Source organism: Amycolatopsis sp. NPDC101161, assembly GCF_044768185.1.
Taxonomy (GTDB): domain Bacteria; phylum Actinomycetota; class Actinomycetes; order Mycobacteriales; family Pseudonocardiaceae; genus Amycolatopsis.
This window is the reverse complement of sequence record NZ_JBIWPI010000005.1, coordinates 652,691-667,180: the sequence shown is the minus strand read 5'-3', so window position 1 is coordinate 667,180 and position 14,490 is coordinate 652,691. Positions and strand designations below refer to the sequence as shown.

The 14,490-nt window shown below is 72.9% G+C and carries 14 protein-coding genes; 3 read left to right on the top strand and 11 right to left on the bottom strand.

The annotated features are described in order from the left end of the window. Positions 1 to 17 precede the first annotated feature (17 nt). From ACIRSS_RS36565 to ACIRSS_RS36555, 3 genes are all read right to left on the bottom strand, one after another. Positions 18 to 926, bottom strand: a complete 909-nt coding sequence (locus ACIRSS_RS36565; RefSeq protein WP_400903388.1) for a S8 family peptidase — start codon at positions 924 to 926, stop codon at positions 18 to 20. Positions 927 to 963: 37 nt separating this feature from the next. Beyond that, positions 964 to 3,288 carry a caspase domain-containing protein gene (locus ACIRSS_RS36560; RefSeq protein WP_400903386.1) on the bottom strand — a complete coding sequence of 775 codons (2,325 nt, stop codon included), beginning with the start codon at positions 3,286 to 3,288 and terminating at the stop codon, positions 964 to 966. 62 nt (positions 3,289 to 3,350) lie between these two features. Then, complete coding sequence (locus ACIRSS_RS36555; RefSeq protein ID WP_400903384.1) at positions 3,351 to 4,469, bottom strand: erythromycin esterase family protein; 1,119 nt, start codon at positions 4,467 to 4,469, stop codon at positions 3,351 to 3,353. A gap of 31 nt (positions 4,470 to 4,500) precedes the next feature. Here ACIRSS_RS36555 and ACIRSS_RS36550 point away from each other — a divergent pair, with 31 nt between their 5' ends. Then, positions 4,501 to 5,115: a TetR/AcrR family transcriptional regulator gene (locus ACIRSS_RS36550; protein WP_400903382.1), complete on the top strand. Its 615-nt coding sequence runs from the start codon at positions 4,501 to 4,503 to the stop codon at positions 5,113 to 5,115. Here ACIRSS_RS36550 and ACIRSS_RS36545 read toward each other — a convergent pair. The 3 genes from ACIRSS_RS36545 to ACIRSS_RS36535 are packed head-to-tail and all read right to left on the bottom strand — an operon-like array spanning position 5,096 to position 9,291. Further along, positions 5,096 to 5,563 (bottom strand): GNAT family N-acetyltransferase, encoded by a 468-nt coding sequence (locus ACIRSS_RS36545; protein ID WP_400903380.1) that lies wholly within the window; start codon positions 5,561 to 5,563, stop codon positions 5,096 to 5,098. The genes ACIRSS_RS36550 and ACIRSS_RS36545 overlap by 20 nt on opposite strands. Further along, entirely contained in the window at positions 5,560 to 7,713 is a 2,154-nt protein-coding gene (gene recG, locus ACIRSS_RS36540; protein WP_400903378.1) for an ATP-dependent DNA helicase RecG, read from the bottom strand. The genes ACIRSS_RS36545 and recG overlap by 4 nt, the downstream gene beginning before the upstream one ends. A gap of 3 nt (positions 7,714 to 7,716) precedes the next feature. Continuing rightward, positions 7,717 to 9,291 (bottom strand): DAK2 domain-containing protein, encoded by a 1,575-nt coding sequence (locus tag ACIRSS_RS36535; RefSeq protein WP_400903376.1) that lies wholly within the window; start codon positions 9,289 to 9,291, stop codon positions 7,717 to 7,719. Positions 9,292 to 9,425: 134 nt separating this feature from the next. On the opposite strand from ACIRSS_RS36535, the gene rpmB reads away from it, so the two are divergent. Next, positions 9,426 to 9,617, top strand: coding sequence for a 50S ribosomal protein L28 (gene rpmB / locus ACIRSS_RS36530; RefSeq protein ID WP_003091970.1), 192 nt, complete (start codon positions 9,426 to 9,428; stop codon positions 9,615 to 9,617). Positions 9,618 to 9,670: 53 nt separating this feature from the next. Here the strand turns inward: rpmB and ACIRSS_RS36525 are convergent, their stop codons facing one another. The 3 genes from ACIRSS_RS36525 to ACIRSS_RS36515 are packed head-to-tail and all read right to left on the bottom strand — an operon-like array spanning position 9,671 to position 11,737. Next, a complete protein-coding gene (locus tag ACIRSS_RS36525) occupies positions 9,671 to 10,441 on the bottom strand; it encodes an alpha/beta fold hydrolase (protein ID WP_400903374.1) in 771 nt (256 codons plus the stop codon). Between the two features lie 57 nt (positions 10,442 to 10,498). Beyond that, on the bottom strand, positions 10,499 to 11,176 hold the full coding sequence (locus ACIRSS_RS36520) for a uracil-DNA glycosylase (protein ID WP_364529375.1): 678 nt from the start codon (positions 11,174 to 11,176) through the stop codon (positions 10,499 to 10,501). A gap of 30 nt (positions 11,177 to 11,206) precedes the next feature. Further along, the gene (locus tag ACIRSS_RS36515; protein ID WP_400903373.1) at positions 11,207 to 11,737 is read right to left on the bottom strand and encodes a gamma carbonic anhydrase family protein; all 531 of its coding nucleotides are present in this window, start codon (positions 11,735 to 11,737) and stop codon (positions 11,207 to 11,209) included. Between the two features lie 92 nt (positions 11,738 to 11,829). Here ACIRSS_RS36515 and ACIRSS_RS36510 point away from each other — a divergent pair, with 92 nt between their 5' ends. Beyond that, the gene (locus ACIRSS_RS36510; protein ID WP_400903371.1) at positions 11,830 to 12,993 is read left to right on the top strand and encodes a glycoside hydrolase family 27 protein; all 1,164 of its coding nucleotides are present in this window, start codon (positions 11,830 to 11,832) and stop codon (positions 12,991 to 12,993) included. Here ACIRSS_RS36510 and ACIRSS_RS36505 read toward each other — a convergent pair. Further along, positions 12,980 to 13,459, bottom strand: a complete 480-nt coding sequence (locus ACIRSS_RS36505) for a GNAT family N-acetyltransferase (RefSeq protein ID WP_400903369.1) — start codon at positions 13,457 to 13,459, stop codon at positions 12,980 to 12,982. The two genes, ACIRSS_RS36510 and ACIRSS_RS36505, sit on opposite strands and share 14 nt — an antisense overlap. Before the next feature lie 16 nt (positions 13,460 to 13,475). Further along, positions 13,476 to 14,432 carry a thiamine-phosphate kinase gene (locus ACIRSS_RS36500; protein ID WP_400903367.1) on the bottom strand — a complete coding sequence of 319 codons (957 nt, stop codon included), beginning with the start codon at positions 14,430 to 14,432 and terminating at the stop codon, positions 13,476 to 13,478. Between the last annotated feature and the right edge of the window lie 58 nt (positions 14,433 to 14,490).

Below are 14,490 nucleotides of genomic sequence, written 5' to 3'. Positions count from 1 at the left end.
GGCGTCTGGGCAGCTTGTCAGGATCCCGCCGGTGCGTAAAGCAGCCGGTTGGCCGTGCCGTCCGGGACACCGTTCAGCGCGTCCGTCGTCGCGGCCTGAACAAGCGCTTGGTCCACCTGGGCCGGGGTCGATTCCGGGTGCTGGGCGAGGTAGAGCGCCGCCACACCGGCCGCGAACGCCGCCGCCATCGACGTGCCCGACTCGGGCCCCGCGCCGGTGCCGCCCGCGATCGGGCCGGGGACGTCGACGCCCGGCGCGTACAGGTCGACGTCCTGGCCGAAGTTCGACGCCTTGTCCGGGTGGTCCTGGGCGTCGGTGGCCCCGACGGTCAGCGCCTCGGCGACCCGGCCCGGGGAGAAACCGCTCGCGTCCGCCGTCTCGCTGCCCGCCGGGACGGCGATCGGGACCACGGCGGCGAGCCGCTTGACCGCGGCGTCGAGCCGGTCGTTCGGGACCCCGCCGATGCCGAGGACGGCGACCGCGGGCTGCCGGGCGTTCTGCGCGACCCAGTCGATGCCGGCGATGATCTGGTCGGTGGCGCCGCCGCCGTCCTTGTCGAGCACGCGCACGGGCACGATCTGCGCGCCCTTCGCGACGCCGTAGTCCTTGCCCGCGGCGAGCCCGGCGAGGCGGGTGCCGTGGCCGTTGGTGTCGGACGTGTCGGAGCCGCCGTTGAGGAAGTCGCGCCCGGGGGCGACGCGGCCCTGGAAGTCGGGGTGGTTCGCGTCGACGCCGCTGTCGATGACGTAGATGGAGACGCCTTCGGCCGCGGTGGCGAAGTGGTAGGCGTGGTCGAGCCCGGTGCGCTGGTCGATCCGGTCGAGGCCCCAACTGGGCGGATCGGCCTGCACCCCGCCGTCGGCGAGGGCGGGGGTCTGCCCGGCGAGCACGACCGCCACGGCGGCTGCCACTGTCGCTGTCTTCATGATCGTCGTCGTACCCCGGGAGTGCCGGGGCGACAACTCAGGGCTGTCGCTCGATCGGCTGATTCCGCCGGGCCAGCACGGCGGCGTCGGCGGCCAGCAGCACGAGCGCCACCACGGCGACGACTTGCCCGGCGTAGGTGAGGGACGAGTAGTCGGCCAGCGCGGCGAAGGTCGGCGGCAGCACGGCGACCGGCCCGGCGAGCCCCGTGGCGAGCACGGCGCCCCCGACGGGCCGCAGCACCACGGCGACCACGGGCACGACGACGGCCACCAGGGCCCCGAGCAGGAAGTAGGCGCCGTTGCGACCGGCGCCGTCGGAGTCGTAGGCGGCCAGTTCGCCGAGCTGGAACACCCAGCCGGCGGCGACCAGGACCCCCAGCGCGAGGGCCGCCCAGGAGGCCCACCCGCCGATCGGCCCGGCGCGCAGGACGCCGTTCCGGCGCAGGGCGACGAGGGCACAGATCCCGGCGACGGTCCAGGCGAGGTGCGCGAGCAGGGCGAAGGTGAACCCGGCGTTGAGTTCGGTCGCCGAGCCGGTGGACAGGGTGAGCGCTTCGCCGATGAAGCGCATGAGCCCGAAGAGAGCGGCGAGGCCGGCCCCGAGGAGAAGGGCGGGACCGGTCCGCGAGCGGGTCCGCGGAGCGAGGCAGAGGACACCGGCGAGGAGCGCGCACGCGGCGACGACGCCGACGGAGTACTCCATGCCGGGGCGGTATTGGGCGAGGGTGTAGCTGCCGTAGCGGTAGTCGAGCGGAAGCCCGGCGACGGCGAAGACGGTGCCGGCGATGGCGAGAATCCCGGCGAACCCCCCGACGGGATCGATGGCACCGGATTGCGCAGCGGACGCGGGTGCCGGGACCGGCGCGGGTTTGGCCGCGGCAGCCGGCTCCGCGGCCGCGGCCGGCTCGACCACCGGCCGCGCGGCGGGCTCGGCCGCCGGCTCCGCCGCGGCCTGGTCTTCGGCCTCCGCCCCGGCCGCGGATTCCGCCGGGCTTCCCGGTCCGGCAGCGCGGTCCGCGCCGGCGGCCGCGGGTCCGACCGTGCGCGGCTCCGGCTCGGCCGCCACCGGCTCGGGTTCCGTCTCCCGGGCAGGTTCAGGTTCAGCCGGAGCCGCAGCCACCTCCACCACCGGTACCGGCTCGGCCTCGATCTCCACCCCCACCACCACGTCCCCGGTCGGCCCGGTCACCACCACCTTGCCGCGCCGCACTCCCGACTCCCCCGCCGTCACCGTCAGCTCTGCCCCGCCCGGCACCTCGACCGCCTGGATCCACGCGTGCGACGGGTCGAACCGCACCTCCCGCGCCACCGGTGGCCCCGAAACCCGCAGCGACGCCGATGCCCGGGACCCCGCCGGCGCCGACAGCCGCACCGAAGGCACGTCCACCCGGACCACCGCCGACGACAACGCGTCCGCCGCGGCCGCCGCCACGTGCTCGATGTCCGTGCCCGCCATCGACCGGAGCGCCTCGAACGCCCCCACCGCCACCGGGAGGTTGTCGCTCGTCAGCCGGCGGCGCAGCTCCGCCACCGCCCCCAGCCTCGTGAACGGGTTCTCCGCCGCGATGGCCCCCGCCAGGTCCGGCGGGACCGGGGACGGCTTGATGCGCCGGCGCCGGCTCTTCGCCAGGTACAGCTCGCCCTGCATCTCGATGTCGCGGCTCGGCGTCTGCTTCGGGTTGCGCTCGCGGACGCGGTCGAACAAGTACTCGTACAGCTCGCCCAGCGCGATCCAGCCGTCCTCGTCGCGGTCGGCCTCGCCCGTGCGCAGCCCCTCCACCAGCGCCGCCGTGAACACCGACGGCTGGGCCGGCTCGTCCGAAGCCAGCGTCGCGCCCTCGAACGCGTACTCGATCGAGTTCGACGCCGTGATCACCGCGCGCCCGCGGCCGCCGCGGAAGCTGTCCAGGACGTTCGCGTCGCCCGACGCCCGGACCGCCACGCCCTGCCCGAACGCCCCGCCGTAGCAGCAGTCCAGCAGCAGCACCACGCTGCGCGAGCGGGTCTGCCGGATGCACTGCTGGACGAACTGGGCGGGCACGGCCGTCGACCGCAACCGGTCCGGACGCGTGTTGCGCGCGGCGAAGTACAGGCCGCCCGCGTCGTCCTTCAAGCCGTGGCAGGAGAAGTGCAGCAGCAGGACGTCGTCGGGACGGCCCTCCGCGCAGAGGTCCTCGATCTCCGCCTGGACCACGTGCGCGGTCTCGTTGCGGACCACCCGCACGTCGAAGTCGCTGATCGCGCGGTCGGCCAGCACCCCGGCGAGGGCGTCGGCGTCCGCCGCGGGCGAGCCCAGCCGCTGCAACCCCGCGTTGTCGTACTCGCCGTTGGCGACGATCAACGCCCGCCTCCGCCCGGCCATACCGGTAGGAAACGCCCACGAACCCACTGCGGCAATCAGCCGAACGGGCACACCTGACCGGGTCAGGCCCGGAAAATCGTTTCCTGCCCGTTCAGGCAGACGACCGCGTCGAACGCCGAAGGGACGTCGAGCGCCACAGTCATGTGCGCGTGCCGGATGCTCGACGCCGCGGGACGCGCGACCACGCACGGCGCCTCGGCGGCCAGCACCGCCTCGACACTGCCCTCCGCCGGCTCGTCCAACGCCTGCTCGAACATCCGGAACCCGAGCCGCGCACCTTCGTCGGGAACGAGCCCGGTCGTCGTCCCCGAAACCGCGGTCAACGCGAGCGCGAAATAGCGGTCCCCCAGCTCGGCGGCCAGGTGCGTGCCCGCGGAGGGCGCCGTCATGCCCGGCATCGGCGAGAACGGCACGCGCTGGAGGTGTCCGTTGTGGAGCATCAGGACGATCTTCTCGCCGGGGAACCGCCGTCGCAGCAACCGGACGGTGGCCGCCATGTACGTGTCCCGCGACGAGCTCTGCGGCTCCGGCGCCTGCCCGGCCATCAGCGCGGCCAGCTCCCGCAGGTACAGGTCGACGCGCAGCGCGCCCTCCGCGTCGTGCGCGGCTTCGGGCGCCAGCGACTCGACGTGTCCTTTGAGGACGGTCAGCGCCGTGGTGGCCGCGTCCCGCGCCGCGACGCTCATCCCCTGGTACCGGCCCGGCGCGACCGCACTGCTCACCGACGCGTACGGCTCGCAGGCCGCCAACGCTGTGTCCACAAGGGACACATTGGCCGGGTCCACCCGCGCCAGGACTTCGCGGACCGCTCGCAGCGCGGGCACCGGCGACCCGGCCGAACCCGGCACGTCCAGCCCGCAGAACCGGACGCCACGACCCCGCAGCCAGGTCAGCATCGAGTGGACCTCGGCCGAGTCGCCCAAGCCGAACGTGAAGCCGTCCCGCGCGACGTCGGCGACCTCGCCCGGTCCACCCCGCAGCCATGTGTCGACCAGGCGCCCTTCGGGAAACCCGCCTTCGAACCCGAGCACGGTGAACCCGCGCTCGGTGACGAGGTGCCGCAGCAACCGGTCGCGCAGCGCGCCGAACTCGCGGATGTGATGGTTGTTCTCCCCGATGGCGACGACCTCGGCGTCGCCGATCAGGTCGGCGATCTCGGTCACGGCGACGGTTGCTGGCATACTGGGCACACTAACGCAACAGGAGTAGCAGTTGGCAACCGAGATTTCCGGCACGCGACGGCCGGGCGGACGCACCGAGCGGACCCGCCTCGCCGCCCTGAACGCCACCCTCGAGCTGCTCGGCGAACGCGGGTACGCCGAGCTGACCGTCGAGGCGGTCGCCGAGCGCTCCGGCGTCCACAAGACGACGCTCTACCGCCGCTGGGAGTCCGCCGAAGGCCTGGTCGCCGCCGCCCTGCTGATGGGCACCGAGCAGGAGTGGACGGCGCCGGACACCGGCTCGCTGGAGGGCGACCTGCGCGGGATCAACCTGGAGCTGGTGCACTACTTCACCTCGCCGGGCGAGCGCGAGCTGCCGACGGCGTCGATCTCGGCGGCGTTCCTGTCGGCCCGCGCCGCCGACGCCCTGCGTGAGTTCTACGTGGACCGCCACGCCCGCTCGGCCGTGGTGGTCGACCGGGCCGTCGAACGCGGCGAAGTCCCGGCGGGCACCGATCCGGTCGAGGTCGTGCGGGTCGCGTGCGGCCCGGTCTTCTACCGCCTGTTCGTCTCCCGCGAAGGCGTCACACCGGAAGACGCGGGTATCGCCGCGGCAGCAGCCGCCGCGGCCGCGAAAGCCGGCGTGTTCACCGCAGCCGGCGACTGAACCGCCGTTCCTCCAGCGTGACGCGGCCGTCGTCGATCGTCTCGGTCTGGGTGACGCCGTCGTCGACCCAGCCCTGCCGCGCGTAGAAGGCCTTCGCCCGCTCGTTCGTCGAGAGCACCCACAGGATGGCGCTGTCGCCGGGCAGCTCGTCGACGACCCGGTCGTGCAGCGCCCGGCCGAGGCCCCGCCCCCAGTGCTCCGGCAGCAGGTACAGCGCGAAGAGCTGCCCGGGCCCGAAGGCGGCGAACCCCGCGATGACGCCGTCGTCCTCCGCGACCAGCACCCGGCCGCCGTCCCTGATCTGCCGGGCCCACGACGCCGCGCGCGGCTCGGCCGACAGCCCGGCGAGGAAGTCCGCCGGGATCAGCCCGTCGTAAGCCGCCTGCCACGACCGCACGTGGACCTCGCCGATCGCGGGCGCGTCGGCCACCGTCGCTTCACGGATCACGTCTTCTCCAGGTACTCCGCGCGCTCGACGTCGACGACGTCGGCGACCATCTGCGCCAGGCCGTGGTACTTCTCCAGGTCCGGGTCCTTCTCGACGATCTCCTGCGCGCTCGCCCGCGACGCGGCGATCACGTCCTCGTCGCGCAGCAGCGAAAGCAGCTTCAGCCCGGACCGCTTCCCGGACTGCGCAGCGCCGAGGATGTCGCCTTCGCGGCGCAGCTCCAGGTCGAGGCGCGACAGCTCGAAGCCGTCGGTCGTCGACTCGACCGCCGCCAGCCGTTCGCGCGTCGCCGTGCCGTCGAGGGCCTCGGTGACCAGCAGGCACAGCCCCGGCACGCTGCCCCGGCCGACGCGGCCGCGCAGCTGGTGCAGCTGGCTGACGCCGAAGCGGTCGGCGTCCATGATCACCATCGCGGTCGCGTTCGGGACGTTGACGCCGACCTCGATCACCGTGGTGGCCACCAGGACGTCGAGGTCGCCCGCGGAGAACGCCCGCATCACGGCGTCCTTGTCGTCGGGCGGCATCCGCCCGTGCAGCACGCCGATCTTCAGGCCCTGCAACGCGCCGTGCTCAAGCTCGGGGGCGACGTCGAGGACCGCGAGCGGCGGCCGCTTGTCGCTCTTGTCCGACGGCGGCTCGTCGCCGATCCGCGGGCACACGACGTACCCCTGGTGCCCCTTGCCGACCTCTTCGCGCACCCGCTGCCAGATCCGCTCGAACCACGCGGGTTTCTCGGCGACCGGCACGACCGTGGTGGAGATCGGCGACCGCCCGACCGGCATTTCGCGCAGCGCGGAGACCTCCAAGTCGCCGTACACGGTCATCGCGACCGTGCGCGGGATCGGCGTCGCCGTCATGACGAGGACGTGCGGGCTGGTGTCGCCGGCCCCGCGGGTGCGCAGCGCGTCCCGCTGCTCGACGCCGAAGCGGTGCTGCTCGTCGACGACGGCCAGGCCGAGGTCGGCGAACTCGACGTGGTCCTGGATCAGCGCGTGCGTGCCGACGACGATGCCCGCCTCGCCGCTGACGATCTCCAGCAGCGACTTCTTCCGTTCCTTCGCGCCCATCGACCCGGTCAGCAGCGTCACCTTCGTGGCGTTCTCCGCGGCACCCAGCTCGCCCGCCTGGCCGAGGTCGCCGAGCATCTCCCGCAGCGACCGCGCGTGCTGGGCGGCGAGGACCTCGGTCGGCGCGAGCATCGCGGCCTGCCGCCCGTTGTCGACGACCTGCAGCATCGCCCGCAGCGCGACGATCGTCTTGCCCGAGCCGACCTCGCCCTGCAGCAGGCGGTTCATCGGGTGCTCGGAGGCGAGGTCCGCGGCGATCTCGTCGCCGATCCCCCGCTGCCCCGCGGTGAGGTCGAAGGGCAGCCGCTTGTCGAACGCGTCCAGGATGCCGCCGCTGACGTGCGGGTTCGCCTTCGCCGGCCGGGAGATGGCCGAGTGCCGCCGCTGCGCGAAGATCAGCTGGACGGCCATGGCCTCGTCCCACTTCAGCCGCTTCTTCGACGCCTCCAGGTGCGCCCAGTTGGCCGGGCGGTGGATGCCGTGGAGCGCGGTGTCGAGGTCGGACAGCTTGTGCAGCCGCCGCAGCTCGGCCGGCATCGGGTCTTCGTCGACCTCCAGGACGTCGAGGACCTGCCGGACGCACTTGGCGATCGACCACGTCGGCATCCCCTGCGCCGCCGGGTAGACCGGGATGATCGCGGCGAGGAAGTCGTCCATGGCCTCGTCGGCGCGGTCGGCTTCGAACAGCTCGTACTCGGGGTTGGTCAGCTGCAGGGTGTCGCGGAAGGCGGACACCTTGCCGGCGAACAGGCCGGTCTTGCCGGGGACGAGGTCCTTCTCGCGCCAGGCCTGGTTGAAGAAGGCACAGGTGAGCCGGCGCTTCCCGTCGGTGATCACCATGTCGAGGATGGTCCCGTTGCGGGACTTCATCCGCCGCTTGCTGACCTTCTCGACGCGCGCCAGCACGGTCGCGTGCTCGCCCAGCTCGAGGCCGGCGATGTCGGTGAGCTCGCCGCGTTCGGCGTAGCGGCGGGGGTAGTGGCGGAGCAGGTCGCTGACCGTCTCGATGCCCAGCGACGTGGCGAGCGCCTTCGCCGTCTTGGCGCCCAGCAGCAGCGGCAGCTTGTCGCGCAGTCCGGCCATCGGCTATTCGACTCCCATCAGCAGCACGGCTTCCGCCTGGCCGCTGGCGTAGCTGGTCAGCTCCACCTCGGGGTGCTCCACCCGCAGTTGCTCCGCGAGCTCCTCGGCGACCCCGGGCGGGGCGTCGGCCCCGCTCAGCACCGTCACCAGCTCCCCGCCGAGCGCCAGCATCCGGTTGAGCACCTTCATCGCGGCCGCGACCAGGTTCGTCTCCGACGCCGGCGCGGGCTCGATGTGCACCACCTCGTCGTCGACCAGGCCGACGACGTCGCCGGACTGGGCCCGGCCCACCCAGGTTAGCGACTCCTCCTGCGCGATCCGCAGTTCGCCACGCCTGGTCGCGGCGGCCGCTTCGGCCATCGCGACGACGTCGTCGTTGGTGCGGCGCCCGGCGTCGTGCACGGCGAGCGCGGCCAGCACCTGCACCGGCGAGACGCACGGGATGACCACGACGTCCCGGTCGGCGGCCATCGCGTGCCCGGCCGCCGTGTCGACCGCCGCGGTGAGCCCGACGCTGCCCGGCAGCACCGTCACGTGCCGGCCGGCGGCTTCGTTCAGCAGGCTGATCACGTCTTCGACGCTCGGCGTCTCCCCCTCGGGCACGGCCAGCACCGGGATGCTTTCGGCGCGCAGCAGCTCGGCCAACGCGCCGCCGTGCACCACGGCGACGACCGTGCGGTCGATCCCGCCACCGGGTTCGATCGGCGTCGGCGTGAGCAGGGGTTCGACGCGGATCTTGCGCGGCCGGCCGAGCGCGAGCCCGGCTTCGATGGCGGCGCCGATGTCGGCGCAGTGGACGTGCACGGCGTGGCTGCCCGAGCCGTCGCCGGCGACCGTGACGCTGTCGCCGAGGCCGCTCAGCTCCTTGCGCAGGGTCGGCAGGCTCTGCTCGTCGACGCCGTCGAGGAGGTACATGACCTCCCAGGCGAAGGCCTGCTCCTGCGCGGTCGGCACTGCGAGGGCGTGTTCCCGCTCGATCTCGGCGCCGGTGAGGACGCCGACCAGGGCATCGAGCACGGCGACGAGCCCGCGCGCACCCGCGTCGACCACCCCGGCCTTGGCCAGGGCGGGCAGCTGCAGGGGCGTCTTCTCGAGGGCGTGCGCGGCCTCTTCCGCGGCTTTCCGCGCGACCTCGCCGAGGCTGCGCGTCTCGCCGCGCACGGCGAGCGCGACGGCGTGCAGGACGGTCAGGATGGTCCCGGCGACCGGGCGGCTCACGGCGCCGGTGGCGACCTCGTCGGCGTGCCCCAGCGCTTTCGCCAGCCACGCGCCGTCCAGCTCGCCTTCGGCGCGGTCGGCCAGCCCGCGCACGACCTGGGACAGGATGACGCCGGAGTTGCCCTTGGCGGCGGCGACGGCACCGCGGGCGAGGACCTTCAACGCGCCGGCGGCGTCTTCCGGGGTGGCACCGGCCAGTTCCGCGGCCGCGCCGGTCATCGTGAAGAGCATGTTGGAGCCGGTGTCGGAGTCGGCGACGGGGTAGACGTTGATCTCGTCGATGGCCGGCCGCAGGCTCGCCAGGCTGTGCACACAACCCGCCGCCCAGGCCGACACCGCCGCCGCGTCCAGCACCCGCACCCCGTAACCTCCTGACCGGTCCTCCGGCAGCGTATCGACCCGGTGCCGAGGGCCTCGATCGCAGTAGTTACTATGGTCGAGTTGCCCAGTGCATCTGGGCTCATTTCTATGACCCAGATCCAAAGGAGTTCGACGTGGCTGCCGTGTGCGACGTCTGTGGCAAGGGACCCGGCTTCGGCAAGTCGGTCTCGCACTCCCACCGCCGTACCAACCGCCGGTGGAACCCGAACATCCAGACCGTCCACGCCAAGGTGGGTGTGTCCCAGCGCAAGCGCCTGAACGTGTGCACCTCGTGCATCAAGGCGGGCAAGGTCGTTCGCGGCTGAGGCGAGAAGAGTTCGAAAAGGGCGGGTGCTCCTCGGAGCACCCGCCCTTTTCTTTACTTGAGGAAGCCGGTCAGCAAGTCCTTCAGCGTTTCCGGGACCTGCAGCACCCCGTGGTCCTGCCCCGCCAGGGTCTCGTACCGCGCCCCGGGCACTGCCGCGGCCGCCGCCTGGGCACCTGCCTGCAGCTCCTCCGGGCTCGCCCCGCCGCCGATCACCAGCGTCGGGATCGAAATCTTCGCCAAGTGGTCCTCGCGGACCCGGGCGCCCGGGCCGCAGATCGTCAGGTCGTACGGGAGCGTGTGCGCCAGCGCCGTGAACCAGCCCCACACCGGCGCCTGCTTCATCCCCTCGACCATCTCCGCCGGGGTGCCCGCGACCCGCAGGAACGTCGCCACGGCGCCGTCGCGGTCGCCCGCCGCGAGCTGCGCCTGCACCTCGTCCAGGACGTCGCCACGCGGGTGTTCCGCGGTCGCGTACGGCGGTTCGTACGCCACCAGCTTGTCGATCGGGAGCCCCGCGGCCGCCGCCTCCAGCGCCAGGATGGCGCCCGACGAGTGCCCGAACACCGACGCCGAGCCGCCGGCCTCGGCGATCAGCGCCGCGATGTCCTCGATCTCGCGCTCCATCGCGTACTCGGCCGAGTCGCCGGAGTCACCGCGGCCCCGCCGGTCGTAGGCGATCGTCGTGAAGTCCCCGGAGAGGACCTCGGCCAGGCCCGCGACCGTCGTCCGGTCGTTGAACGCGCCGCCGACCAGGATCACCGGCGCGCCCGACCCGCGCCGCTCGAAGAAGATGGCCGTGCCGTCGGCCGAAGTGACGTTCATGCTTCCTCCAAAGGTTTACCCCTGGTCGGAGCCGTCACGCGGATCCGGACACCGAACCTACGGGAGTTTCCAGTCGACCGGCGCCGCGCCCTGCTGCTCCAGGAGCTGGTTGGCCCGGCTGAACGGCCGTGACCCGAAGAAGCCGTTGTGCGCCGAGAGCGGGCTCGGGTGCGCCGACTCGATGCACGGGACCTCGCCGAGCATCGGCCGCAGGTTGCGCGCGTTGCGGCCCCACAGGATCGCCACCATCGGCTCCGAGCGGGCCGCGAGCGCCTTGATCGCCTGCTCGGTGACCGCTTCCCAGCCCTTGCCCTGGTGCGAGTTCGACTTCCCGGGCTGCACGGTCAGCGACCTGTTGAGCAGCAGCACGCCCTGGTCGGCCCACGGCGTCAGGTCGCCGTTGGACGGCAGCGGGTGGCCGAGGTCGTCGGCGTACTCCTTGTAGATGTTGACCAGGCTCTTCGGGATCGGCCGGACGTCCGGCGCCACCGAGAAGCTCAGGCCCACCGCGTGCCCGGGCGTCGGGTACGGGTCCTGCCCGACGATCAGCACGCGCACGTCGTGGAACGGCTGCTTGAACGCGCGGAGGACGTGCTCCCCCGCCGGCAGGTAGGTCCGGCCCGCGGCGATCTCCGCGCGGAGGAACTCCCCCATCGCGGCGACCTGCGGCGCCACCGGTTCGAGGGCCTCGGCCCAGCCTGCCTCGACGATGTCCTGCAGCGGTCGTGCGGTCACGGCGCGCAAGCCTACCGGGCGTGGCCGACGTCACCCGAGCGGGTCGAGCCGCCTCAGCTCGGTGCGGAACCGCTTCCCGCGTTCGACGTAGGAATCCACCACCATCGCGATGCTTTCCGGCCCGAACGACGTGTTCTCCCGCACCTTCGCCGGCACGCCCAGCGCGATCTCCCCGGTCTTGACGCGGCTGCCGTACGAGAGCACCGCGCCCGCGCCGACCATGCCGCCGTCCTCGATGACCGAGCCGTTGAGCACCACCGAGCCGGACGCGATCAGGCAGCCGGTGCCGATCGCCGCGCCCTCGACGTGCACCGCGTGCCCGATCGCCGACGACGGCCCGAGGATCGTCGGGTGGCGCTCGGTGCAGTGCAGGACGCAGCCGTCCTGCACGTTCGAGCGCTCGCCGATCTCGATGTAGCCGTGGTCGCCGCGCAGCACCGTCTGCGGCCAGACCGACGCGAACGCGCCGATCCGGACGTCGCCGATCACCGTCGCGTCCGGGTGGACGTAGGCGTCGGGGTGGATCGTCGGCTCGAGCGAACCGAGTGCGTAGATCGGCATGCCGCCTCCGGGTGACTGCGGTTTCACTTCCCGTGCGATTGGATCACGCCATCGCCGCGGACAGGAACGCCAGTACCGGGAGCACGGCCCTCGTGCTCCTCCTCGTCGTGCTGACCTGGCTGCTCAGCCTGCCGGTCGCGTCGCCCGCGCTCGCGAACGGCCTGGCCGGGACGCCGCCGATGGGCTGGAACAGCTGGAACCAGGTCCGCTGCTACGACCTCACCGAGGACGTCGTCAAGAAGGCGGCCGACGCGCTCGCCGACACCGGCTTGCGTGACGCGGGTTACAAGTACGTCGTCGTCGACGACTGCTGGCAGGCCCCCGCGCGCGCCGCCGACGGCTCGTTGCAGGCCGATCCGACGCGCTTCCCGCACGGCATCGCCGACCTCGCCGACTACGTCCACTCGCGCGGCCTGCTGTTCGGCATCTACGCCGTGCCCGGCAGCCGGACCTGCGCGATGGCCAACGACGCCTACCCCGCGTCCGGCATCGGCTCGCTCGGCCACGAACGCCAGGACGCCGAGACGTTCGACCGCTGGGGCGTCGACTACCTCAAGTACGACTGGTGCAACGCCGACACCGTCGACGGCCTCGACCGCAAGGCCGCCTTCGAGAAGATGCGCGACGAACTGGCCGCGCTGCCCCGCCCGATCGTCTACGCGATCTCCGAGTACGGCGTCTCGAGCCCGTGGACCTGGGCGCGGCCGGTGGCGAACCTCTGGCGCACCACCTACGACCTGGTCCCGACCTGGGACTCGGTGCTCGCGACGATCGACCAGCAGGCCGCCGTCGCCGTGCACAGCGGCGGCCCGGGCGGCTGGAACGACCCGGACATGCTGCAGGTCGGCAACGGCACGCTGACCGCGGACGAGGCCCGCGCGCACTTCAGCGTCTGGGCCGTGCTGAACGCGCCGCTGTTCGCCGGCACCGACCCGGCGAAGCTGAGCGACACCGACCTGGCGACCCTCGGCAACCCCGAGGCGATCGCCGTCGACCAGGACTTCGCGGGCGGCCAGGGCCGGCAGCTCGGCGCCGGCCCCGGCTACCAGGTGTGGGGGAAACCGCTTACCGGTGGCGGGTTCGCGGTGGTGCTGCTCAACACCGGCAGCACCACCGCGACCGTCTCCGCGTCAATCCCGGGCGCGTGGCGCGTCCGGGATCTGTGGGCCCACCGGGAAACGGGCACTGCCGTCGGCTCCGTTTCCTCGACCCTGCGGCCGCACGCGGCGGCCCTGCTGAAGCTCACACCGAGGTGAGGTCCTTGCCGAAGCAGCGGCTTTCGGGCTCGTTCTTGTACACGCCGAAGTTCGGGATCTCGGCGTACCCCGACGACGTGTAGAGCGCGATGGCCTCGGGCTGCTTGGTGCCGGTTTCCAGGACCGCGCGCTTGCGGCCGCACAACGCCGCTGTCCGCTCCAGTTCGGACAGGATCATCCGCGCGAACCCGCGCCCGCGGGCGGAATCGGCGACGTACATCCGCTTGAACTCGGCGTCGCCGTCCCGGAAGTCCGGCGCCGGGCCGTCGTGGGCGCGCCAGGCACCGCAGGCGACCGCTTCCTCGCCCTGGTAGCCGACGAGGAACAGGCCCTCCGGCGGGTCGAAGTCCGCCGGGCTCATCGGGGTGGCGTCCTCACTGCCGTAGCGCTCGACGTACACCTGCTGCACCGCGGCCATCAGCTTGGCCGCGTCGGGATGGTCGTAGGGGACCGGAACGATTCTCACGCTTTCCGAGCCTAGATCAGCGCCAGTGCGTCCAGCCGCCTTCTCGCGCAAAAGGCTTGCCGTCCACGGTGATCCCGGAGTCCGCCATCGTGACGACGCCGATCGTGCGCCAGCCTTCGGGCAGTTCGGCGAACGGCGGGAAGGTGGCGGCCAGCGCGTGGTCCTCGCCACCGGTCAGGACCCAGTCGAGGGGGTCCGCGCCCAGCGCGGCGCCCACTTCGGTGAGCCGGGCGGGGACGTCGAGGTCGGCGGTGCGGACGTCGATGCCGACGCCGGAGGCCTCGCCGATGTGCCCGAGGTCGGCGAGCAGGCCGTCGGAGACGTCGATCATGGCCGTGGCCCCGGCGAGCGCGGCGCGCGGACCGGCTTCGTAGGGCGGTTCCGGGCAGCGCTGGGCGTTGACGACGCCGACCGGGGAGCGGAACCCGCGCCCGAGCACGGCGAGGCCCGCGGCGGCCCAGCCGAGGCGCCCGTTCACGGCGAGGACGTCGCCGGGGCGGGCTCCCGAGCGCGTCACGGGTTCGCGGTCGCCGAGGTCGCCGAGCGCGGTGACGCTGATCACGAGCTGGTCGGCGCGGACCATGTCGCCGCCGGAGACGCCGACACCGGCGCGTCCGGCTTCGGCCCACATGCCGTCCGCGAGGCCGGTGACGACCTCACGCGGGGTGTCGGGCGGGCACGCGATCCCGACCAGGACGGTGGTCGGGGTGGCGCCCATGGCGGCGATGTCGGCCAGGTTGACCGCGACGGCCTTGCGCCCGACGTACTCGGGCGGCGACCAGTCGAGCCGGAAGTGGACGCCCTGGACGAGCACGTCGGTGCTGGCGACCACGCGGCCGTCGGGGGCCGCGACGACGGCCGCGTCGTCGCCCGGGCCGAGCAGCGTGCCCGGGGGCTGGCGCCGTCCTTCGGTGACGGCGCGGATGAGCGCGAACTCGCCGGTCTCGGCGACCGTTCCGTCGTTCGGTGACACCGGTCACCTCTGCTTTCTCTACCGGGACAAAGATCGATCACCGATAGTCGGATGCCCT